Below are 20001 nucleotides of genomic sequence, written 5' to 3' on the forward strand. Positions count from 1 at the left end.
ATTATTTCAGTACGATCCGTTTCGTTTGCACATTGATATCTGATTGGCTGAACAGGCTCATTTTTACAAAATACAAACCTGATTTCAGGCCAATGGGTCTTTCTACCTCAATGTTATGTGTGCCAGCCAGTATCTCCTTTTGCTCTCCGGCCCAAACGACTCTTCCATTGATGTCCAATAAGTTGATCTGTATGGATTGCTCTCCATTACTCTTCGGAATGTGCAATGGTAAGGTGAATGCATGCTCAAACGGATTTGGATAAGGATTGAGCAGTGCTACCTGGTCGAAATCAAATGTTTTACTTGGATCAGTACTGTATAGAATTTTGAACCTGGCAGTTTCACTTAATTCAAACTGATAAGAAGATTGCTCTGTCATATCAATTACAATACCTTTTTGCACATCATAAAGTTTAAGGTTCGTCACCTGAGATTCATACTCATCCCACTCCAAAGTAGAGGATCCATTGCTGCTGGATGAGACGTCAAATTCCCAAACTTTTGAATCCATTGACATGGTTACGTCCTTGTTGTATTTTTCGAATTTTTCTCCCGGATGAAGAAAAGCCATCTCCAAATACTCTAACCATTTTGGGAGCACAACTTCATCATATTTATCAAGCGCTGTGCTGGCACCGCTATCCATTCCGATGCCTCCTTTTCTAAAGTCTCCTTTTTGTTTGAGCGTGATGGGCAGAAACCACTCCGCCTCGTCCACTTGATCTCGCACTCTTCCACCACCGAAAGAGATGGAGGCATCCGTATAGCTGACATTTAGTATGATATCTTGTGAAGAAAAGACGAATGCCCCTTCCAATGTTTTTAAAACATCGCTTTCCGGCCATGTTTCCGGGTCTTCAGGATTCAGAACCCTTAACGGACCAACAATATCATTAGCACTATTGTTGGATCGCACGGATGTCCAATTAATATTCAAGTTGTACGGGTTCCCTACCAGGTTCCATCCTTGTTTCAACTCAAGAGGGAATGGATCTTGCAAATTGATATTTGCACGCTCGATCGTAATCTGTCTTTCCTTGGATGAGATAAAGAAGTAGCCCTGTCCCAATTCGATAGTAGATGATGCATCCAAATTGACTAGCTCACCGTTAGTGCCACTGGTCGCATCCCATTTTATGATTCGGTACTCCCTGTTGATCTGATCTCCATTGTATTCATTAAAAATGGCATCCACTCTTTTGGCTGTAGGGTCGTTGAAAGCAAATGGAATCGAAATGATCTGATAGCTATCGACCGTTCTTCCAAACTTGGTAACAGACTCAACTTTAGGCGCATTTTCTCCCTCTGCAGGAAAGGCAAGTGCCAGGTTTTTGGGTTCTGAAATACTTTTATTTCCTTCCTGATCAATGGCTTCGAAATAATATTCAATTCCGGCAATCCCCAAGTCATCCCTTCCAACAGAGTCTGTATATAGGCCCTGATCTTCCACTAATACCTTACTAGTAAACTCTGCTTCGTTTAACAGTCTGGAGTATAATCGAACTTCTCCAATTCTAAAGTCAGCGACCTTAGCCGTCAATGCCAAACTATCATAATCAGCTCCAATCAGGAATGTGGTTGGATTAGGTGGAGTAAATTGCTCAAAAACAGGCGGCTCGGTATCAACAAAAGCTTTAACCGTAATTTCAAAACTCCGGGTAATACTGGCTCCTTCATTATCCGTTGCTTTCACAGTAATTGGGACTACAAGATCCACCTCATTGGTAAACTGAACTCCTGCTCCAGTTCTCAGGAAGGTCACCTCATTTCCGTTATTCGGATTTTGTGCTATTTCAAAAGAATCACCCCCCTGAGTCAACTCCAACGCTATATTGGTGTTGTTATCATCCGCGTCTTCATCGGTGGTAGAAAAGATCCCAACTCCAGTGAATTCAGGGTCATATCCTGTAAGATTATAGGCCGATGTTTCCAGAAAAATAGCTGAAGGCACGTCATTGGCATTAGTAACCGTTACTGACAACTGGGACGAAAAGGTTGCTCCCTTAGGGTCGGTAGTCTGAACCCTAACTGAATAGCTCGACTTACTCTCGAAGTCAAAAACTTCGTTGGTCACCAAATTAATTCCATCAATGGCGAAGGAGGCATTATCAGCATCACCTGTACCACCAGCTAATTGGTAGGTAAACGGTCCGGTGGGGTCGTCATCATCCTCGGTGATTAATGTTCCTACGAAAGTACTCACCACTTGATTTTCAGCCACTGATCCTCCATCCAATGTCAACCCATTGGGTGGAATATTTGAAGTGGCAGAAATCACGTTGGATTTCGGTGAATTTCCCGTGGCGTTACTCGAATAAACCGAGTACTTATACAATGTTCCCTGGATCAGAGCACTTCCACTTTGGTCCTGATCTACCAATACATTGGTTGCTGTAGTATTGGTTGTGAAAACCAAATTATCATTTTGATCAAATACTTCAAGTACATATCCTGTGACACCAGTCACTGCACTCCAATTGGCAACAAATGAATTCGTTAGAATGTTTGTTGCTGGCAAGGCCGTTGGAGTAGCTGGTTTGGTGAGAAAAGATGCTCCGGATGAATATGCCGAAGCGGTTCCGTTTGCGTTTTTAGCTCTTATCCGATAATAATAAGTTGTACCGGCTGACAGATCTGCTGGAGAAGCATTCGCTGTTGCCCCTGCCCCAGTATTGATCACCAATGGATCATAACCACTAACCACTGTGCTAAAATCTGGTGCCTCGCTGAGTTGCAATTCATAGGTGGCTGCCGATCCAATCTCAGACCATGAAATGGAAACTGTAGTTTGTTCGACCGAACTTGCGGAAGGAACCGGCACTGAAGGTACTTGAGTAACCGTAACCGCCCAATCCTGAGTAGTGGCCGATCGATTATCCACCGTCCTAACGGTATATGTAGCGGTACTTGAAAAATCGTTAGCTACTTCAGAAGCGGGATTGACATAAACTGCATCGGACGGAAGTCCAATGGTCGGGGTCAAAGCGGTAAGATCTGCTCCCGAGTTCACCTCAATATCTACGGTGAACGCGGTACCATTGATATTGGCAGGTCCTGTTTGCTCCGCAAAAGAAAAGCTTGCGATGTTTAAATCTGTGCTTCCTTGAACATACAATGGAAAATAGCCTCCTGATGCAGATGCTTCCTGCAAGAGATCTAAGTCACCATCCTTGTTAATGTCTATCAGTTCAACGTCCTGACCAGCTATACTACCATCCAATTCTGTCTCCGAATAGGTAAGTGCTGCACTAGACATGTAGACATAAAACCATCCATTTCCAAATCCATCATCTGTAGTCCTGGCAATATCCAAAAACCCATCACCATTGAGGTCTCCCAGTTGTAATTTTTTGTTATTCTGAGGAGTGGAGCCTGCCGCAATAGAGACTTCAGTAGCAAAGGTTCCATCGCCGTTATTTAGGATATAGCCTATAGCATTTGTACTTGCACCCTGATTCAAATCAGCATACACAAAATCATGGTCGCCATCATTATCTAAATCACCTACTTGCACACCTCCTATCTGTGATAAGCCAGTAGTAGTTAGTGTACTGCTCGTGAAAGAACCGGCGCCGTCATTTATCAATAGAAGAATGGATTGATCAAATGTCATGTCATCTTCTCCATAAGTGATCAAATCGATATCACCATCTTCATCCCAGTCAATGGGAACTCCAGAAGCATCGGGAATCGTTGCATTGGACAGACCAAATGTTTCATCACCTCTATTTTTGTAAAGTGATGTACCAGAAATGATGTCTTCGTCAAAATCAGTATCGGCATCGAAAACAATAACCGATGTAGAGGAAGCACTTCCATCAATTATATTTTCCGTAGACCAGGTACCATCTCCATTATTTTTGAACCATCCTAGCCTAGCTCCTCCCGCTATGATATCCGGGTAGCCATTCTTATCTACATCTGATACTTCTAAAATCAAAGTGGTTGTGGTCACAGATCTACCACTGGCCACGGAAACAGTACTGACAATACCTCCATCTTGTATGGTGGCGATCTTCAGTGTTGCTCCGTCATCATAGGCAAAATCCAAATCTCCGTCTGCATCAAAATCGGCGACCTCTAATGAAATAGCCTTAGATATGGCCAGATCAAAATCACTTAGCTTGTAATCAGTGAATACACCTGAAGTTCCGGAAGAAACTACTGTGAAGTTTGGTTCACTGAAATAATTGAGTCCGTTAGAAGAAACGCTTACTTCATTAATACCTAAACTGACTCCTGCCGGTACAGCCACTACCAGCTTATTTGTACTCGCAGAAGTTACGGTAGCACTCACTCCTCCAAACGAGACACTGTTGTCGGCTATAGTGCTGCTAAAGCCTCTTCCATAAATCGAAACTACAGTTCCTTCTTTTCCTGAATTCGGGAAAAGACTGATCGTCGGTGTTGGGTTCACCACCTGGACAGTCCAGGCCTCAGCAATGCTGGTGATTTCGGCGGTAATGGTATATGTAACCGGAGAAGTAAAATCCTGAGGTGTTCCTGAAGTAATACTCGACGTAGCCCCGGAAGAAAGCGTAAAAGTTGGTGATAAATTGGTGACATCTGTACCATCAGGCACAAATAGCGTTACAGTTTTGGAAGCATTATCAACATTTGAAGTAAATAATTCTCCTGATACAGACATAGTGAGTATATCCGTGCCAGTGTTTCCTGAAAGGATTTGAAAATCATCAAAGGCAAACCCCTCCTTCCCATAAGCTCCAGTTGGGGCATTTGAAAACATGATAAATCGAAATTGCACAGAAGCCTGACCTAAAACTTCAGCAGGAAGTTCGTGCGTTGCAGTCACCCACCCCCCTGAATTAAGTGTCCATCCACCAATCATCGCATCGTTGTACCAATTGGTTCCTGACCCACTTGCGTCTAGAATGTTCCAATCAACTCCGTTAATGCTGTACTGGAAACCTACGGCATCATTTAAATCTTCAAAGCCACCGTTAAAAGTTCCCAAATCGCGGTAAATGGCCATTGAGACCAATCCGGAAGTAGAGACGCTGGAAAGGTTATAGGCCTGTGAGGTTAGGTAGATAGCTTCAAATTCCTGAATATTGAAATCTCCAGCTAATCCAATTACCCATGCGTTCCCGCCTACTCCATTGTCATCGTTAATAAGTGTCCCTATAGGGTCTCCCCACTGCCAATATGTACCACCTGAACCGGAAGATCCTGCCCAATTGCTATTAGAAGCATCAAAATTTTCATCTACGACCACCTGACCGTATAGCCCTGTGATGCTCCCGATAAAAAATAGTATAGCTGTTATGTATGTCTTCATCATATTCTAGATTTTAAAATGGAGTGATAGGATCTGGCAATAATGGTACCTCTCCAGGGGCCGATTCGCCCTGTATATTACTGGTCGTAAGGTAAATAGCAGATGCTATGAGCCCAGCAAGACCTACTTTAACAAAAAGCGGAATACGCCTTTTAATGCTAAAATTTGGTGTGAAAACTACGTCTTCTTTATTCTTCTGATCGGTTATTCTAATCTTGTAATCTTTACCTGGCTTAACATCCTTAGGCATTTGCATTTGATATTCACCGACATTAGCAATGTTCGTATAGGTGTGGACAATTTCCCCCTTTTTATCGAACACGTCGAAGGTCAGCACATTACTACCACGACCTGCCGTCCAGGTGACATTATAGTCTTTCCCCCTTTTGATTGAGCTGATATCGGCAAAATTATTCAGGGTAACGAATGGAATATAAATTCTCCCTTTGACTTCAAGAGAAACATCTCCTTTGAACTGCTCTCCGAGTTCATCTTTGGCATGCCAAACTACCCGCTTGTTTCCACCAATCTTTTGATCGATGCCAACATCTCCTTCCACCATTTTCAGTGGTTGAACAAAGTTGTCCTGCGAACTATACAAACTCAGGGTGTATTTATGCTGGAGGTTTTCATCTAAAAGGTCATAGTTGATGATCACATCATCGCCTTTTAACGATACAGAGCTTATTTTTAGATTTTGTCCGTGTATTTGCCCTGATAAGGCTAATAGCACTGACAAGGCGATCAGCAACTTCCATTGCTTTGGTTTTTCTTTTTTTTCCATGGCTTTCTTTAGTTTCTTCTGCTATTACAGGGAATCTTGCAATTACCCTATTTCGTTGATTGAAAATTTTAGTATTATGGTTTAATAGAAAGGCAGTTATGCAAAACTGCAGTGGGTGAAATGAAACCGGAAACAACAGCCATAGACAAAGTATAACAGGTGTGCTATATTGTATAGACAAAGTATCACGCTATACATTACGATGTTGAATTGAGGTTTAAAAAAAGAAATTAGGTTACCTTTAGCTCATTTAAATCCACCTATGAGAAAGAGTAGTATTTTGATTGCCGATGACCAGCCAGATATCGTACGGCTGATTGTAGATCACCTCAATAAGAACGAGTATGAATGGCAGGTTTTTCGTGCTGGTAATGGAAAAGAAGCATTTGAGGTCGCCAAGTTAGAAAAGCCAGATTTGATCTTAATGGACTGGGACATGCCTGAACTCAATGGTTTAGAGGCCACGCGTTCGATTCGAAAACATGAAGATACGGCTGATATTCCTGTAATCATGGCAACCGGAGAAATGACCAGCTCGGAAAATCTTCAAATGGCCCTTGAAGCTGGTGCCTGGGATTATGTGCGCAAGCCGATTGATTTCGTAGAATTGAAGGCACGTATAAATTCTACCCTAAGACTAAAGAGACAGCAAGAAGAAATCAAACAACTACTTTCCAATGAGATCGACCTGAAGAACCGAAAACTCAGTACCACCTCCATGCTGATCGTAGAAAAAAACAGCGTGATTCAACGTTTTCATGACGATCTCAGTGAGCTAGCCAAGCCGATAGAAGATACCGATCGATCTTCGAAAGAGGAATCGCTTTTGACTCACATTAACCAAATTAAAAAGAGGCTTCATCACCATTTAGAACTCGATGACAGCTGGGCCACTTTCAAACTTCATTTTGAAGAGGTACACCCACATTTCTTTCAATCTCTACTAGCAAAGGGTGATGATATTTCGCAAAAGGATCTGAAGCTTTGTGCTTATTTGAAACTCGGTATGGACACGAAGGAAATCGCCAATTTACTCAACGTAACTCCTGCCAGCATCCGTACAGCGATGTATCGGCTCAAAAAGAGATTGGATATCAAAGAAGAAGAAAGTCTGAGAGATTTTTTAATGCAACTTAATTGAGTCGTTCAGCTTCTTTCAGCAGCTCTTCATAGCGTTGACCATTCCCAGTGTAGGCTGCGTCTAATACAGCATCTACCCAATCATTGATAACTCTATCAGAACTGCCTTTCAAAACTTCTAATTCCCTTTCGATTTCACTGATCTGATATAGGTTGAGCGATTTGAGCTTGGGGATGCAAGCAGCTATAGCTTGTTGTTCATCTGCCGACATAGTCAGGTACAATTGTGGCGTCCTGACTTCTGCGGCTTCCATTTCACTTTTGGAAAACAAGTCAAGGTTAAAAGAAAAAGTGGTACCCCTTCCCCTATCAGAAACCAGATCCAATCGGGAGCCATGAGCCTCCACTGCCAGCTTACAGAAGGTAAGTCCCAATCCGGTGGACCCCACTCCTCCGGACATCCGGGGATCGGATTGTCCGAAAGATTCAAAGACCAGCTCCTGATCCTCTTCGGCAATTCCGCTACCTGCATCTACTACAGACAGTTCAGCTTGACCCTCTTTTTCTCTAACAGATACCTTTATTTCGCTGTTGAGCGGAGAGTATTTGATAGCATTGGTCAAAAGGTTGACCAATACCCGTTCCAAAATTTCATGATCAGCGTTCACCTGAAGAGATTGGGTATCAACTGTTATTTTAATATTACTCTGGCCGGCCAGCATTTCTACTTGCTTCCTGGCAGATGTGACCAACGACTCTAAATCTACCATCTTGAGATCCAATGGCATTCGTGCGGCTTCAAACTTCTGCACATCCAGCATATTATTGATGAGCTGGAGCATCTGCCTGGCTGTACGCTGATTCTTATCTACATCCTTATTATTCAAAATAATGCTCAACGGGTTTTTGAGATCATGAGCGATCATGCCGGTCATGGCTTCTTTGAAAGCACCGATCTCTCTCAACGCTATGGCCTGAGATTCCTTGGCCCGGACCTTAGACCTGGCTATGAAAAAGCCAATGGTGATGATAAAGGCAGAAAAACCAACAAAACCCAACATCCGCAAGCGCGATACTTTTTCCTTCTCATTGAGCAATTGGATCTCGGTGTTTTTAGCCATCAATGATCTCTCATTTTCGAATTGAATTGAGTCTTTTTCCTTTTGAAACTCGTATTCGGCTTCCAATCGGGTGATTCTTTTGGTTACATCCTCATTATTTAGGCTGTCCTGCATTTGTTTATAAAGAACATGTGCTTCATAGGCAGCTTTGTAGTTACCAGCTGCTTCTTCAACCAACACCAACTGTTCTGAGCCGGCTTGGATACTGGATATCAGGCCTGTTTGTTTGGCATACTCAATTCCTTGTGAAATATATTTTCGTGCCAAGCCATATTGCCCCATCTTGTAGTGGGTGCGTCCCAAAATCAATAATGGGTACAGCTTATTTGATTCTGAACCCATTTGTTCTATTAATCTCATCGACTCATGCAGGTGCTCAACGGCCCGCTGATATTTACCAGATTCGGCGTAGAGATGCCCAAGGTTTGTTTCTGCTATTGCCATTGTTCGGGTATATCCAACTTCTTTGGCAAGTCTAAGGGCATCCAATTGAAAGTCTAAGGCTTTTTCGTACTCGCCAAGCTTTTCATAAATAATGCCTATGTTAGTGGATACCAAAGCTATGTTTGGCTTATCGTTCAATTCTTTTCGGACCTCAAGCGTTTGCAAATAATGCTTTAAGGCTTCTTCAAAATTACCTTTGTGCATATAGAGCATGCCGATATTATTGTGACTTCCGGATATTCCGGATTTATCCTTTAACTCTTCTCTCAATTGCAGTGATTGAAAGAAAGACTCCAACGCTTTCTCCAAGTTGCCCAGGTAGCTATTGATTTGTCCTATACCATTTAGAGCATCTGCTTTTTCCTTTTTGTAGTCGTTGGTATTAGCTAAAGCAAGCATTTGCTCAAAATACGGCTCTGCTTCCGTATAATGTCCCATGATCATGGTCACCCACCCAATCTGGTACAATGCCTGGGCCTTTCCTTCATGATACGAAATTTGATCAGCTAGTTTTATAGCCTGATCGGCGTATGTAGTTGTATTGACTGAATCGGTATTTGAATACTGCCTAGCAATTGCCACGTAGATATCTACTTTATCCTTATCGGGAATATCAGTTGATGCAACCTGAAGAAGTGAATCAATTTCTGATCGATTTTGTCCTAAAGTGCTTGTAGAAATAACTAATAGAAAAATAACCAATATGAAACCTAATCGGTGTATTAACAATTTAGAAGGCTGTATAATTAACCGTTTCTCTCTCATGCATATTCATAATAATAGTATTCTAAGGTAGCGATCAAAAAACCAAAAACGAAACAAACATCTCCACAAACAATGCAAATATCACCACATAAAAATAAATTAATCCGGTCAACCAAAATTTGATCAATGTTTTGAACCACTTCTGTCCATATACATTTTTAAAAGACAAATAAGCATAAGTGGACACCAAAACCACCGATCCAAAAAACATCCAACCTCGAAGATTGTCACTATCAACACCCCAATACGCAATCGCCATGGTCATTCCATAAATAAAAAAAGCAAACGTATGGATATGAATCGTATGAATAAGATGATTGATATAGAGAATCTTTCTCCTTACGTATAGTAGCTTCAACAGTAAGGCAAAAACAGGAATCATAATAAACATCATCAAGGAGAGGTTCTGAACAATCTTCGAAGTCAGATGCTCCTTGTCTTTTTTATATACACGAATGATTTGCCTGACTGTATATTGGGTAAAGGCATGTCTGTTTTCAACTCGAAGAGAATCAAAAAACTGATCTTCGCTTAATTCATCTCTGTCTTTAAGTTCAAAAAACAACTGCCATTGCCCATTATTCATAGGCCATAGCTGAGAACTGTCTTCGCTCGCCATATTGAATTGAACAGGACCATTGTCTATATTGATATCGGAAGAGTCCAATTCTGCTAAAACAGCTGTTTGCACCGAATCAGCTTCAGGTGAATCCATGGCTGCATCAAACTCACGAGTGGCATCTCCTACTATTACATTCAAAACAAAGAAGTAAAAGACACTAACGATAATGTACAACCGAATGGGATTGGCATAAGTAAATCGCCTCCCTTTGTTAAACTCATTGGTGAGATGGCCTGGCTTGAAAAAAAACGGAACGAAGGTGTGAGCCAGTCTGGAATCAAAAGAGAAAAAATTTTCAAAAAGGTCCCTGGACAAATCTTTGAAGGAAACATTCTTGTCATCATTTTGCTGACCACAATTGGGACAATAGTTATATACTTCGTCAAGTGGGGTTCCGCAATTCAAACATTTTCTAGTCTTTCGTAGTGCTCTCATCTATTCTGAAGCGTCCTCTTTTTTGACAAATCGATTCAAAAAGAAAGCTCCACCCCACAAGGCCAGAGCTACCAAGCTATATTCTAATTGATAATACTGCGTACGCAGACTGAAATACAGAAATATAACAGCTCCGCTAAAGAGCGTCCAATAGATGATCTTCAATAGTTTTTCTCTTGTCATGTGAATCAGGAAACAGCTTTTACTTTGAGTGAGGTGCCTTCTTCTGCAATCACTACAATATCAGTACCTTGTTCGATGTACCCTCCTCGTGTATAGGCATCGTAAATTTCGTTGTCTATTTCTACTTTCCCGCTCGGGCGTAAAATGGTATAAGCAATGCCATTTTTACCAATAAAGCTCTCCTTTTTAAAGTTTGACGTATACCCGTCAGCTTTATCAAGTGTAGTTTCAAGCGCAATTCTTTTGAACGCTCTCGACTCGGTCAGTTTAACTCCACCAATGAACATAACAACGAAAGCACCTGCCACAGCTAAAAAAGCTACTAACATGGCAGTCGTCAACTCGCCCTCAGGCACAAAAGAAAAATCAAACCAGTCATTGTTGAGCATCACCAGGATCAAAGACGCCATCATCAGCGTGATGCCGGATATCCCGGCAACTCCAAATCCTGGAATCACAAATATCTCTACCGCAAGCAACACCACACCCAAAAAGAAAATGATGATTTCCCAGTTCTCCGCCAAACCATTCAAATAGTATGGGGTGAAATATAAAACCAGTGCAATCAAAGCGGCTAGAATTGGAAATCCAACACCTGGAGTCTGCAATTCAAAATATATACCTCCTAGAATCACCAGTATCAAAATACCGCTTACGAACGGATTAATAAAAATGTCTATTATCTTATCAGAAGCGGTTAACTCATACTCAAACAAGTCATATTCAGCTACTCCGGACCGATCCATGATTTCATCAAGACCTTTGACCTCGGCTTCGCAAAATCCATGCTTGATAGCTTCTGAGGTAGAGAACGTGATTACCTTTCCTTCTGTAGAAATACTATCCACCTCCACATCCTGATCTACCATCGCCTCGGCAATTTTGGGATCTCTGCCATTCGCTTCGGCAGTTGAGCGCATAATGGAGCGCATGTATGACTGGTACTTATCCGGGGCTGCGGCACCATCCTGGGTTACCACTGTAGCAGCTCCTATGCTTGCACCCTTTGCCATATATATGCTATCACAGGCTATGGATATCAACGCTCCGGCAGATGCGGCATCCTTATTGATAAAAACGTAAATGGGTTTTTCAAATTCCAACACTCTGGTGCGAATATCATCTGCGTCGTTGAGGGCTCCACCATAGGTATCCATCTCTATGACCACATAATCGGCATTTCTTTCTACGGCATCTTCCAATGCCAGCTCTGTGTATCTGTTGGTTCGCGGATCTATGTCAGCATCCAATTTCATCAGAAACACCAGTGGTTTTGTCGAGGTACTATCTTGTGCCTGACTGACCACAGTAGAACTTAAGAATAGTAAGATTACAACAAGTAGACGTCTATACATCAAGGATTACTTTTAGATTTGCCTGAAAGATATTTATTATTTGCCATATCACTTAAACGAATATTAAATTTTGGCGGTTAAAAAATCAACCCATCATCATCAAGTAACTTTTGATTTTCCTATTAAATCGATTCTGCCCGGAGCAGACGAGAATTTGCTATTGATAGAAACCGCAGATGCAACATTAAAACAACAAACATTTCTTCTTCTATCTTTCATCCCCCTGGAGATTGTCAAGGCAATAGCCTTCGGTCCTGAATACAGTGGACTGGTACTGAAATCATACACAACGGATAGCCTTTTATTCAATCAATACTCAGATCAAAACAATCCGGATCAATCCAATATACTCAGTTTTAATTGGGATGGCGGTGATCCCACCTTTAGCCTGACTAATACCAAAATTATTCAATCCGGACCTGGCTGGATTCAGATTCCTCATCCAAATTTCACCAGTAGAAAGATATATCTGGACTTGGATTCAGGAACTGAAATGAAGCATGAACCGGCCATTGTTGATAATATTGATCACTTAGCTAAAATACAATATGCCATAGCATATCCGGAGGCATCAGAATATTTCCAATGGTTCGTACAATATTTCAGTACTCACGACATTGTTCCTTGTAGGCAAATTGAATATCTGAAGACGGACGATAAGTTTTTAATCTCGTTTTACGAAGAATCAGAAAAAGGCTTAGTCAATTCATTGGCCATTCTGGAAACTGATGGTCAAATGCTGGAATGTATTTTGCTTGAAGATCAGTTGACCGGAATTGGTAAGGATACCTTCTTTGTATTTAGAAATAAGACCATATTTGTTACACAAAAAAATACCCTCAATATATATGATGTTTAGACTACTCCTTTTCACTATAGTCATGAGTTTCGCTCAACTGGTTTACTCCATCAATCCAACTGACAGCTTGAGAACGGAAAAAGTAAAAGGGAAAAAGTTTATCATTCACAGAGCAGAGCCTAAAGAAACCTTATACTCAATTGCCCGACGCTATGGAGTAACTATTGAGGACTTACATAAACAAAACACTTCCTTGAAAGATGGTTTGAAAATGTATGACGAGATTCGGATACCCCTCGTCAAGAAGAAAAGGAAAGTCGAACCGAAAATCGAATCCGTTGTCTCTGACAATTTTCACTTAGTCAGACAGGGAGAAACCCTATTTGCAATTTCAAGGCTGTATGGCCTTCCTCTGGACTCTCTTGTTGCACTTAATGATCTGAAAAATATGACATTGAGCATAGGCGACACACTCCTGGTCAAGTCTGGCACCATTCAGGACAATGCCGTTGATCAAGCTTCAAAAATTACCAAACATCATGTTGTAAAGCCTTCTGAGACCCTTTTCGGAATTTCAAAAATGTATCAGGTCGAGATCGAAGATCTCCAGCAATGGAATAGGCTATCAAACTTCTCCCTTTCTATAGGTCAGAAATTGATTGTATCTGGTGAAAGCGAGATATATAGGGATAGCCTGTCAGTCAAGTCGGTTGAAAAGGTAGTTATCGATTCTGTCCGACCAAAAACGCCTGAAGTCCCGAAACTTGACACCCTTTATGTAAGGACTGACAATAGTCAATTTAAAACCAAAACGAATGAGGTTGAGGGTGGAAAACAGACCATAGAAGAAGGGTTTGTCATGAAAATAGAAGACACAGATTATACCAAAAAATTTCTCGCACTTCACCGAACTGCCCCGCTAGGGTCGACCATTCAAGTAAAGAATCAAATGACCAATCAATCCATTAAAGCTCGCGTGGTAGGCAAACTTCCGGAAAGCGCAATGAACCGAACACTCCTCATGCGCCTATCTTCTGCCGCCTATAAGGCACTTGGCGCCCGAGACCTAAAGACGCCCGTAACGGTTAGCTATCTGGAAAATGAATAGCGAACTAAAACATTTTCTTGATAACAATTACGAAAAATACAATCAGCCATCTTTTGTAGCTGAAGACCCAATTTCGATACCTCGCCAGTTTACTAAAAAACAGGATATTGAAATTGCCGGCTTATTTGCTGCCACACTGGCTTGGGGGCAACGCAAAACCATCATCAATAAGTGCAATGAGCTAATCCAAATGATGGATGGGTCACCTCATGATTTTATCCTGAATCATCAGGAGAATGACTTGAAAAGATTTCTTAGTTTTAAGCATCGTACGTTCAATCCTACTGATACATTGTTTTTTATTGATTTCCTCAATCATCACTACAAAAGGCATCAATCACTTGAAACTGCTTTTACTGAAGATCAAACTGGAGACATCGAAACTTACCTGACCAACTTTCACAATAGCATGTTTGCGATGCCAGATGCTCCAGATCGTACAAGAAAGCATGTCTCAACACCTAAGCGAAAGTCTGCCTGCAAGCGTCTCAATATGTATCTGAGATGGATGGTACGAAAGGATAAAAGAGGCGTTGATTTTGGGATTTGGAATACCATCGACCCCACTCAATTGATTTGCCCACTCGACGTTCATGTAGAACGCGTCGCCAGAAAATTAGGGTTGCTACAGCGAAAACAAACTGATTGGCAAGCAGCTCTAGAGCTTACCAATAATCTGCGCCAACTGGATCCACTGGATCCAGTGAAATACGATTTCGCCTTATTCGGATTAGGTGTGATGGAGAAGTATTAGGAGTTGAAAGCAAAAAGTAGAAAGTATAAGTCGGAAGTTGAACTTTGATTATGAAAAAAATACTTTCAACTTTAAACTCATGACTTTAAACTTTGAAGTAATTACCCTCTCCAATTCTCAGGCTCCATTCTCCAGGAATTCAGAGATTCCAACTCCTCACTTTTAATTAAATTGGAAGAAGCCGCTATATCAAGCAAAGAATGATAATCAGACAGGGTGAAGTGAGATACATTCGCCTGCATCAGGTTTCGGTCTGCATGAGGAAAACCATAGGTAAAAATAGCACCCAGCCCAAGTACTTTCATACCTGCCTCTCTTAGTGCTTCGATCGCCTTGATTGAGCTACCTCCGGTAGAAATTAGATCCTCCACTACAAATACATTCTTTCCTTCTTGTACCTGTCCTTCTATTCGATTCGTTCGGCCATGTGATTTGGCCTTGTCTCTTACGTAGATGAATGGCAAGCCCATTTCCTCAGCTATTAGCGCTCCCTGAGGAATACCCGCAGTGGCAACTCCAGCTATAACCTCTGTATCCGGATATCTGCTTTTTATTTCTTTTACAAATGCATTCTTAATCAATGTCCTTAAGGATGGGTACGATAAGGTCATTCGATTGTCACAATAAATTGGGGATTTCCATCCAGAAGCCCAGGTAAAAGGGTCTTTCGGCTGAAGTTTGATGGCTTTGATCTCTAATAATTCTGTGGCTATTTGAGCACTTAGCGGAAGATTTGATTCATTGTTCATCATGTGGCGAAATTAGTCATATTTTAAATTATGATCCGAGACTATTGTTGATTTATCGGGCCAATCATAAAACCACACCATTCCGAAAACTCTCCACCTTCTCCTATCAATATCCCTGGGTTGTATTTTATTTTATAAATCCAAATAAGATGGACTGATTTATAATACCTTTGCGCGCTTCAAAAGTCATTACAACAACCAAGGCTCAATACTAAATTCGCACAAAAATAGTTCCTGTTATCCTAGATAATATCTGACATCGACGGGCGCTATTAATATTTATTAATAAAAGCCTCTGCTTGATAAAATGGACACTTTCTCAATTATTCTCCTAGCTATTTTTTTTGTTGGCTTCATTGGCATTGCCTTCGAACATAAATTTAAAGTAAACAAAAGTTGGTTAGCGCTATTTATGGGCACCATTATGTGGATGGCGGTTGCCTTTGGTCAGACTAAAGCTCAGCTTCATGGCCCACTAAGCGATAGTTTTGCTGAAATTTTTGAACTGGTTATTTTCCTTATGGGTGCTATGACCATTGTAGAAATGCTTGGTCATTTTCGGTTCTTTACCTGGGTCGAAGTGCGCCTGATGAAATTCAATATTTCCAATAGAAAGTTATTTTGGATTCTAGGCCTTATTACATTTTTTGCCTCAGCCCTTTTGGACAATTTGACGAGTACACTTGTCATGATTCATATTGGCAGATACCTGTATATCAAAAAACAGAATTTCAATATTTTCGTGATCAACACCGTAATTGCCGCTAATGCAGGAGGCGCTATGTCCCCGGTTGGTGATGTTACTACAATTATGCTATGGTTGGCTGATAAGTTTACTGCCTGGCAGATCGTGCTTTACGGTTTTCTACCCTCAATAGTCGCCTGGATAGTTCCGCAGGCCATACTTACTGCGAAAATTGAATATGAGGACCGAATAGGAAGAGATCTGAAAAATGGTCTCCCAACACAATGGGGGCTCATTATTATCGGCTTTTCAACATTCGGCGTAGCTGTTTTGATCAATATGCTTCACCTGCCTCCTTTCTTTGGTATCCTCTTTGGACTGGGCATCATAGCCATTGTGATTGACGTGAAATTTAAAAGAGGTAAGTTGAAAGAGAAGGCCGGAGACATTGTAAATCTGGTCAAGAAAATAGACATGGCTACCATCTATTTCTTTGTCGGCATACTGCTAGCCGTAGATGCGCTTAAGTATGCGGGAACATTGGACATCATGGCTCAATCCATTTTCGGAAGCGATATATTAAACAACCCCGGCGCCCTAATTACCGGACATACTTCCCTGGGACTTCTTTCTTCCTTTTTTGATAATGTACCCCTAACGGCTGCCGCCATTAAGATGCTGCCAGACGGCATCCATTTTATTTATTGGATTCTCCTAGCCATTACGGCAGGTACAGGTGGAAGTATTCTGATAATAGGATCAGCAGCAGGCGTAGCTGCCATGGGTCAGGTAGACACGCTCACATTCAATGATTATTTCAAAAAGGGCTCCTTACCTGCATTACTCGGTTATATAGCGGCTGTAGGTACATGGTACCTCATGTTTATATTACTGGGCTTTTAACATTCCGGTCGTATTATTTTTCATCTCCATCATACTTTAGTATACAGTTAAAATCTACAGGGAAAGAGATTACGGGTAAGAAGTCTTCAATGAAATAGCTGGCTCGGTGAGGCCAATCAGGATTTTGAAAAAGCTTCTGCTTATCATTACGGACTGTTATCAAATGATAATGAGCCTAAAATATCTTGAAGAATATTGTGAAACTCAAGGATTTTTTATCATGTTCGCCAAGTACTTAATAGGCTATGAAAATATACATAAACGACATTCCGGTCAGAATTCGCGGTAATCAGCACCAATCTAACAAGAAATTCGATGTTGTTTTAGATAGTGATACAGATGATATTCAAGCTATCAAACTCAAAGGAAAAGTGTTGATCAAAGAGAAGTCTCATGAGGCCATCAACAGACTGCTGCACATCATGACTGACACAAAGTACAGTAAAATAAAGCAAATTGAAATCAGAGTTAAGAACAAGATCAAAGCGCAAGAATATCTCAAGTCAAAATTCAACATCGTAGAAGCTGCCGGTGGTATTGTAGAAAAGGATGACAAAATCCTGTTGATTTTGAGACATGACCTTTGGGATATCCCTAAAGGTAAGCTAGAGAAAAAAGAAAAACGTCGTGAAGGAGCGATCAGAGAGGTAGAGGAGGAAACTGGCGTAAAGGTAAAATCTGAAGAATTTATTTGCTCCACGTGGCATACCTATATCCGCAACAAGAAATATGTACTCAAAAAGACTACGTGGTATAGGATGTCCTGCCTCGACGATTCGAAAATGAAGCCTCAGAAAGCTGAGAACATTCAAAAGACTGTCTGGATGAATGCCAATGAGGTAGACGTGGCTGTATTGCACTCCTACAAAACGATCAAGCGCGTAGTGAACAAATACCGAGACCTACTAGATGAACTTGGAGAATTGAAATATCAAAGTTTGTAAGGAATAAATGGACTGATATCTCCATCGTATTTATGAACCTCCCGAATAATCGTAGAACTAATATGCGCATACTCTGGAGCGGTAATCAAAAAGACGGTTTCTAAATGATCATTCAAATATCTATTGACCTGAGATATGCTGTTTTCATATTCAAAATCTGTAGTATTTCTTAAACCTCTAACAAGATAGGATGCTCCTGTTTTTTGGGCCAGATCAGCCGTCAACTCGTTGTACACCATCACCGACATGCGATCTTCAGGCAAAAAAGCAGACTTGATTCTGTCTACCATATAATCTGCCTCGAAATATCTCGATTTGGCACTGTTGTATCCAATTGCAATAATCACCTCGTCAAATAATTTCAGGGATCTTCGCACAATGTCTTCGTGCCCTTTGGTGAAAGGGTCAAAGGAACCCGGGAAAAGAGCAATCTTTTTTTCCGACATGGTTCTCAGTTTAGTCACATAAATAAACGCTTAGCAGATCAAAATACTGATGATCAGCCAACTCATCGAAATGATAGTTGAACTTGAGCTGTGAGGGACGTTTTCCAAAAGAGATATTTCCTATATACTTTGAAAACATCTTATAATGCTCAGAGTTTTGAGTCACATTACCCCAGAGAACGACCTTTTGTGTACGTTGGCTAAGGTTGAACTCCTTAAACACCAACATGATATACTTCACATAGTCCTTAGCCTCCTTGATGGAAAACTGATTATAGTAGTGAAGTTTATGGTTTTCTGACACGAAGATGTGCATGATACCGCGATCCAAAATGCTGTATACAACCTTGGAATCATTTTGGGTATTGCTCTTTAAAATTCCTTCTATCAGTGTGCTACCCTGATGTATAACCTCAATTTCTTTATTTGGATAGAGAGAGTTGATCCAACTTACCAGGCGTTTATCACCAGCAAAGGCGTTGACCACATTCGAAGAAGAATGTCTGTAGGTATACTCTCCCTCGACACTATCATTGATCGTGCAATTGAGCAAAAGATAATCTCTAACCGATTCTTCTACAAAATGGGTTGCCGGCACCAACGAAAACTTATGACTCTTTAGCGAAAGCTTAATCGAGTGCCAAAAACCAGCCATCAAAAGGTGATGGTTTTCAAAAAGTTTGGCCAGCACCTGTAATCTGGCATTGATAGTTTTGACGTCTTGAAGGATATAATCTTCAATTAAAAGACAGGTATGATTTCGGGTATCTGTGATACACAATTGAAAATCACGAATCCCTATTTGCATCGAAAGACAGTAATTGTGCAGTTGGTCTACATCAAAATCACTGTCTTTGATTCTTTTTACGAGTTTGTATGTTGCGCTATGTATAGCTTCCAAATCTTATGTTATTCCCAGTTTCCAGCAGTAGTGATACTTGTTCTTGAACCAAACCTTAAAGGCTTCTTGGTTCTCGATTCATTGTCTTCCTTTCTCTTAGGGTCAACGGGTGAAGTGTTCCACACTTCTACTACGTCCACTCTAACGTTGCTCTTCTCAATTTTGTCTGCCCACATGGCAAATTCTTTATCCTGAGTTCCTGGTACAATCGATAAGGTTGCCAAATCAAAGTTTGGATATTTTGCAGGTGAGAACAAAGAATCTCTGACGGCCACGGTTCCCAAGGTGTCTATTTCCACAACCACACTATCGGCACCATAAGATAAAGGAATGATAGTCTCAATTCTGGAAGTCAGATAAAATTGACCTGAATCAATAAAATTTTTCAATTTAGGCCAATCACTTGTGTACTGACCATTCACTGCCTGATAACCGATTTGTGCTTCTCTGATCATCATCAACTTATTAATGATCTTTGCCTCCATACTGGCTATTCTATCAGCTTCGTTTATAGAAGTGAAGATACTTCTACCTAAGAATATCGCCAACAAGAGCGATAGGACGAAAAAACCTATTGATATTATTTTTGTCTTCTCCATGCTTGAATTTCGATTTTTTGCAAGT

At 41.0% G+C, this 20001-nt stretch carries 16 protein-coding genes; 6 read left to right on the forward strand and 10 right to left on the reverse strand.

Features of this window, described 5'->3' with window-relative positions:
* Position 1: 1 nt before the first annotated feature.
* Both ABJD64_RS05465 and ABJD64_RS05470 read right to left on the reverse strand, forming a co-directional pair.
* Positions 2-5302 carry an FG-GAP-like repeat-containing protein gene (locus ABJD64_RS05465; protein WP_348179611.1) on the reverse strand — a complete coding sequence of 1767 codons (5301 nt, stop codon included), beginning with the start codon at positions 5300-5302 and terminating at the stop codon, positions 2-4.
* A 10-nt stretch (positions 5303-5312) separates the two neighbouring features.
* A complete protein-coding gene (locus tag ABJD64_RS05470; protein WP_348179612.1) occupies positions 5313-6083 on the reverse strand; it encodes a Ser-Thr-rich GPI-anchored membrane family protein in 771 nt (256 codons plus the stop codon).
* Between the two features lie 262 nt (positions 6084-6345).
* On the opposite strand from ABJD64_RS05470, the gene ABJD64_RS05475 reads away from it, so the two are divergent.
* On the forward strand, positions 6346-7224 hold the full coding sequence (locus tag ABJD64_RS05475) for a response regulator (protein WP_348179613.1): 879 nt from the start codon (positions 6346-6348) through the stop codon (positions 7222-7224).
* On the opposite strand, the gene ABJD64_RS05480 is transcribed toward ABJD64_RS05475, so the two are convergent.
* The 4 genes from ABJD64_RS05480 to ABJD64_RS05495 all read right to left on the reverse strand — a co-directional run bounded on the left by ABJD64_RS05480 (position 7217) and on the right by ABJD64_RS05495 (position 12088).
* Complete coding sequence (locus tag ABJD64_RS05480) at positions 7217-9430, reverse strand: tetratricopeptide repeat-containing sensor histidine kinase (RefSeq protein ID WP_348194959.1); 2214 nt, start codon at positions 9428-9430, stop codon at positions 7217-7219. The genes ABJD64_RS05475 and ABJD64_RS05480 overlap by 8 nt on opposite strands.
* Positions 9431-9527: 97 nt before the next feature.
* On the reverse strand, positions 9528-10550 hold the full coding sequence (locus tag ABJD64_RS05485; protein WP_348179615.1) for a DUF3667 domain-containing protein: 1023 nt from the start codon (positions 10548-10550) through the stop codon (positions 9528-9530).
* A complete protein-coding gene (locus ABJD64_RS05490) occupies positions 10551-10733 on the reverse strand; it encodes a hypothetical protein (RefSeq protein ID WP_348179616.1) in 183 nt (60 codons plus the stop codon). It lies immediately after the preceding gene.
* Between the two features lie 5 nt (positions 10734-10738).
* On the reverse strand, positions 10739-12088 hold the full coding sequence (locus ABJD64_RS05495) for an NfeD family protein (RefSeq protein WP_348179617.1): 1350 nt from the start codon (positions 12086-12088) through the stop codon (positions 10739-10741).
* A 70-nt stretch (positions 12089-12158) separates the two neighbouring features.
* On the opposite strand from ABJD64_RS05495, the gene ABJD64_RS05500 reads away from it, so the two are divergent.
* From ABJD64_RS05500 to ABJD64_RS05510, 3 genes are read left to right on the forward strand one after another with little or no spacing between them, the layout of a single operon-like run.
* Positions 12159-12947 (forward strand): hypothetical protein, encoded by a 789-nt coding sequence (locus ABJD64_RS05500; protein WP_348179618.1) that lies wholly within the window; start codon positions 12159-12161, stop codon positions 12945-12947.
* Positions 12937-13995 (forward strand): LysM peptidoglycan-binding domain-containing protein, encoded by a 1059-nt coding sequence (locus tag ABJD64_RS05505; protein ID WP_348179619.1) that lies wholly within the window; start codon positions 12937-12939, stop codon positions 13993-13995. The genes ABJD64_RS05500 and ABJD64_RS05505 overlap by 11 nt, the downstream gene beginning before the upstream one ends.
* Positions 13988-14749 (forward strand): TIGR02757 family protein, encoded by a 762-nt coding sequence (locus ABJD64_RS05510; protein WP_348179620.1) that lies wholly within the window; start codon positions 13988-13990, stop codon positions 14747-14749. The genes ABJD64_RS05505 and ABJD64_RS05510 overlap by 8 nt, the downstream gene beginning before the upstream one ends.
* A gap of 101 nt (positions 14750-14850) precedes the next feature.
* Here the strand turns inward: ABJD64_RS05510 and pyrE are convergent, their stop codons facing one another.
* Positions 14851-15501 carry an orotate phosphoribosyltransferase gene (gene pyrE, locus ABJD64_RS05515; protein ID WP_348179621.1) on the reverse strand — a complete coding sequence of 217 codons (651 nt, stop codon included), beginning with the start codon at positions 15499-15501 and terminating at the stop codon, positions 14851-14853.
* Positions 15502-15805: 304 nt separating this feature from the next.
* Here pyrE and nhaD point away from each other — a divergent pair, with 304 nt between their 5' ends.
* Both nhaD and ABJD64_RS05525 read left to right on the forward strand, forming a co-directional pair.
* On the forward strand, positions 15806-17086 hold the full coding sequence (gene nhaD, locus ABJD64_RS05520) for a sodium:proton antiporter NhaD (RefSeq protein ID WP_348179622.1): 1281 nt from the start codon (positions 15806-15808) through the stop codon (positions 17084-17086).
* 245 nt (positions 17087-17331) lie between these two features.
* Complete coding sequence (locus tag ABJD64_RS05525) at positions 17332-18030, forward strand: NUDIX domain-containing protein (protein WP_348179623.1); 699 nt, start codon at positions 17332-17334, stop codon at positions 18028-18030.
* Here ABJD64_RS05525 and coaD read toward each other — a convergent pair.
* The 3 genes from coaD to ABJD64_RS05540 are packed head-to-tail and all read right to left on the reverse strand — an operon-like array spanning position 18018 to position 19976.
* Positions 18018-18476, reverse strand: coding sequence for a pantetheine-phosphate adenylyltransferase (gene coaD / locus ABJD64_RS05530; protein ID WP_348179624.1), 459 nt, complete (start codon positions 18474-18476; stop codon positions 18018-18020). The genes ABJD64_RS05525 and coaD overlap by 13 nt on opposite strands.
* A gap of 10 nt (positions 18477-18486) precedes the next feature.
* Positions 18487-19377 carry a DUF3822 family protein gene (locus ABJD64_RS05535; RefSeq protein ID WP_348179625.1) on the reverse strand — a complete coding sequence of 297 codons (891 nt, stop codon included), beginning with the start codon at positions 19375-19377 and terminating at the stop codon, positions 18487-18489.
* 8 nt (positions 19378-19385) lie between these two features.
* On the reverse strand, positions 19386-19976 hold the full coding sequence (locus tag ABJD64_RS05540; protein ID WP_348179626.1) for a hypothetical protein: 591 nt from the start codon (positions 19974-19976) through the stop codon (positions 19386-19388).
* Positions 19977-20001: the final 25 nt, after the last annotated feature.

This window comes from Reichenbachiella sp. (assembly GCF_039944555.1).
Taxonomy (GTDB): Bacteria; Bacteroidota; Bacteroidia; order Cytophagales; family Cyclobacteriaceae; genus Reichenbachiella.

Coding starts and splice junctions, on each gene's coding strand:
- ABJD64_RS05465 (WP_348179611.1), bottom strand. CDS start 5,302: ATGATGAAGACATACATAACAGCTATACTATTTTTTATCGGGAGCATC.
- ABJD64_RS05470 (WP_348179612.1), bottom strand. CDS start 6,083: ATGGAAAAAAAAGAAAAACCAAAGCAATGGAAGTTGCTGATCGCCTTG.
- ABJD64_RS05475 (WP_348179613.1), top strand. CDS start 6,346: ATGAGAAAGAGTAGTATTTTGATTGCCGATGACCAGCCAGATATCGTA.
- ABJD64_RS05485 (WP_348179615.1), bottom strand. CDS start 10,550: ATGAGAGCACTACGAAAGACTAGAAAATGTTTGAATTGCGGAACCCCA.
- ABJD64_RS05490 (WP_348179616.1), bottom strand. CDS start 10,733: ATGACAAGAGAAAAACTATTGAAGATCATCTATTGGACGCTCTTTAGC.
- ABJD64_RS05495 (WP_348179617.1), bottom strand. CDS start 12,088: ATGTATAGACGTCTACTTGTTGTAATCTTACTATTCTTAAGTTCTACT.
- ABJD64_RS05505 (WP_348179619.1), top strand. CDS start 12,937: ATGATGTTTAGACTACTCCTTTTCACTATAGTCATGAGTTTCGCTCAA.
- ABJD64_RS05510 (WP_348179620.1), top strand. CDS start 13,988: ATGAATAGCGAACTAAAACATTTTCTTGATAACAATTACGAAAAATAC.
- pyrE (WP_348179621.1), bottom strand. CDS start 15,501: ATGATGAACAATGAATCAAATCTTCCGCTAAGTGCTCAAATAGCCACA.
- nhaD (WP_348179622.1), top strand. CDS start 15,806: ATGGACACTTTCTCAATTATTCTCCTAGCTATTTTTTTTGTTGGCTTC.
- ABJD64_RS05525 (WP_348179623.1), top strand. CDS start 17,332: ATGAAAATATACATAAACGACATTCCGGTCAGAATTCGCGGTAATCAG.
- coaD (WP_348179624.1), bottom strand. CDS start 18,476: ATGTCGGAAAAAAAGATTGCTCTTTTCCCGGGTTCCTTTGACCCTTTC.
- ABJD64_RS05540 (WP_348179626.1), bottom strand. CDS start 19,976: ATGGAGAAGACAAAAATAATATCAATAGGTTTTTTCGTCCTATCGCTC.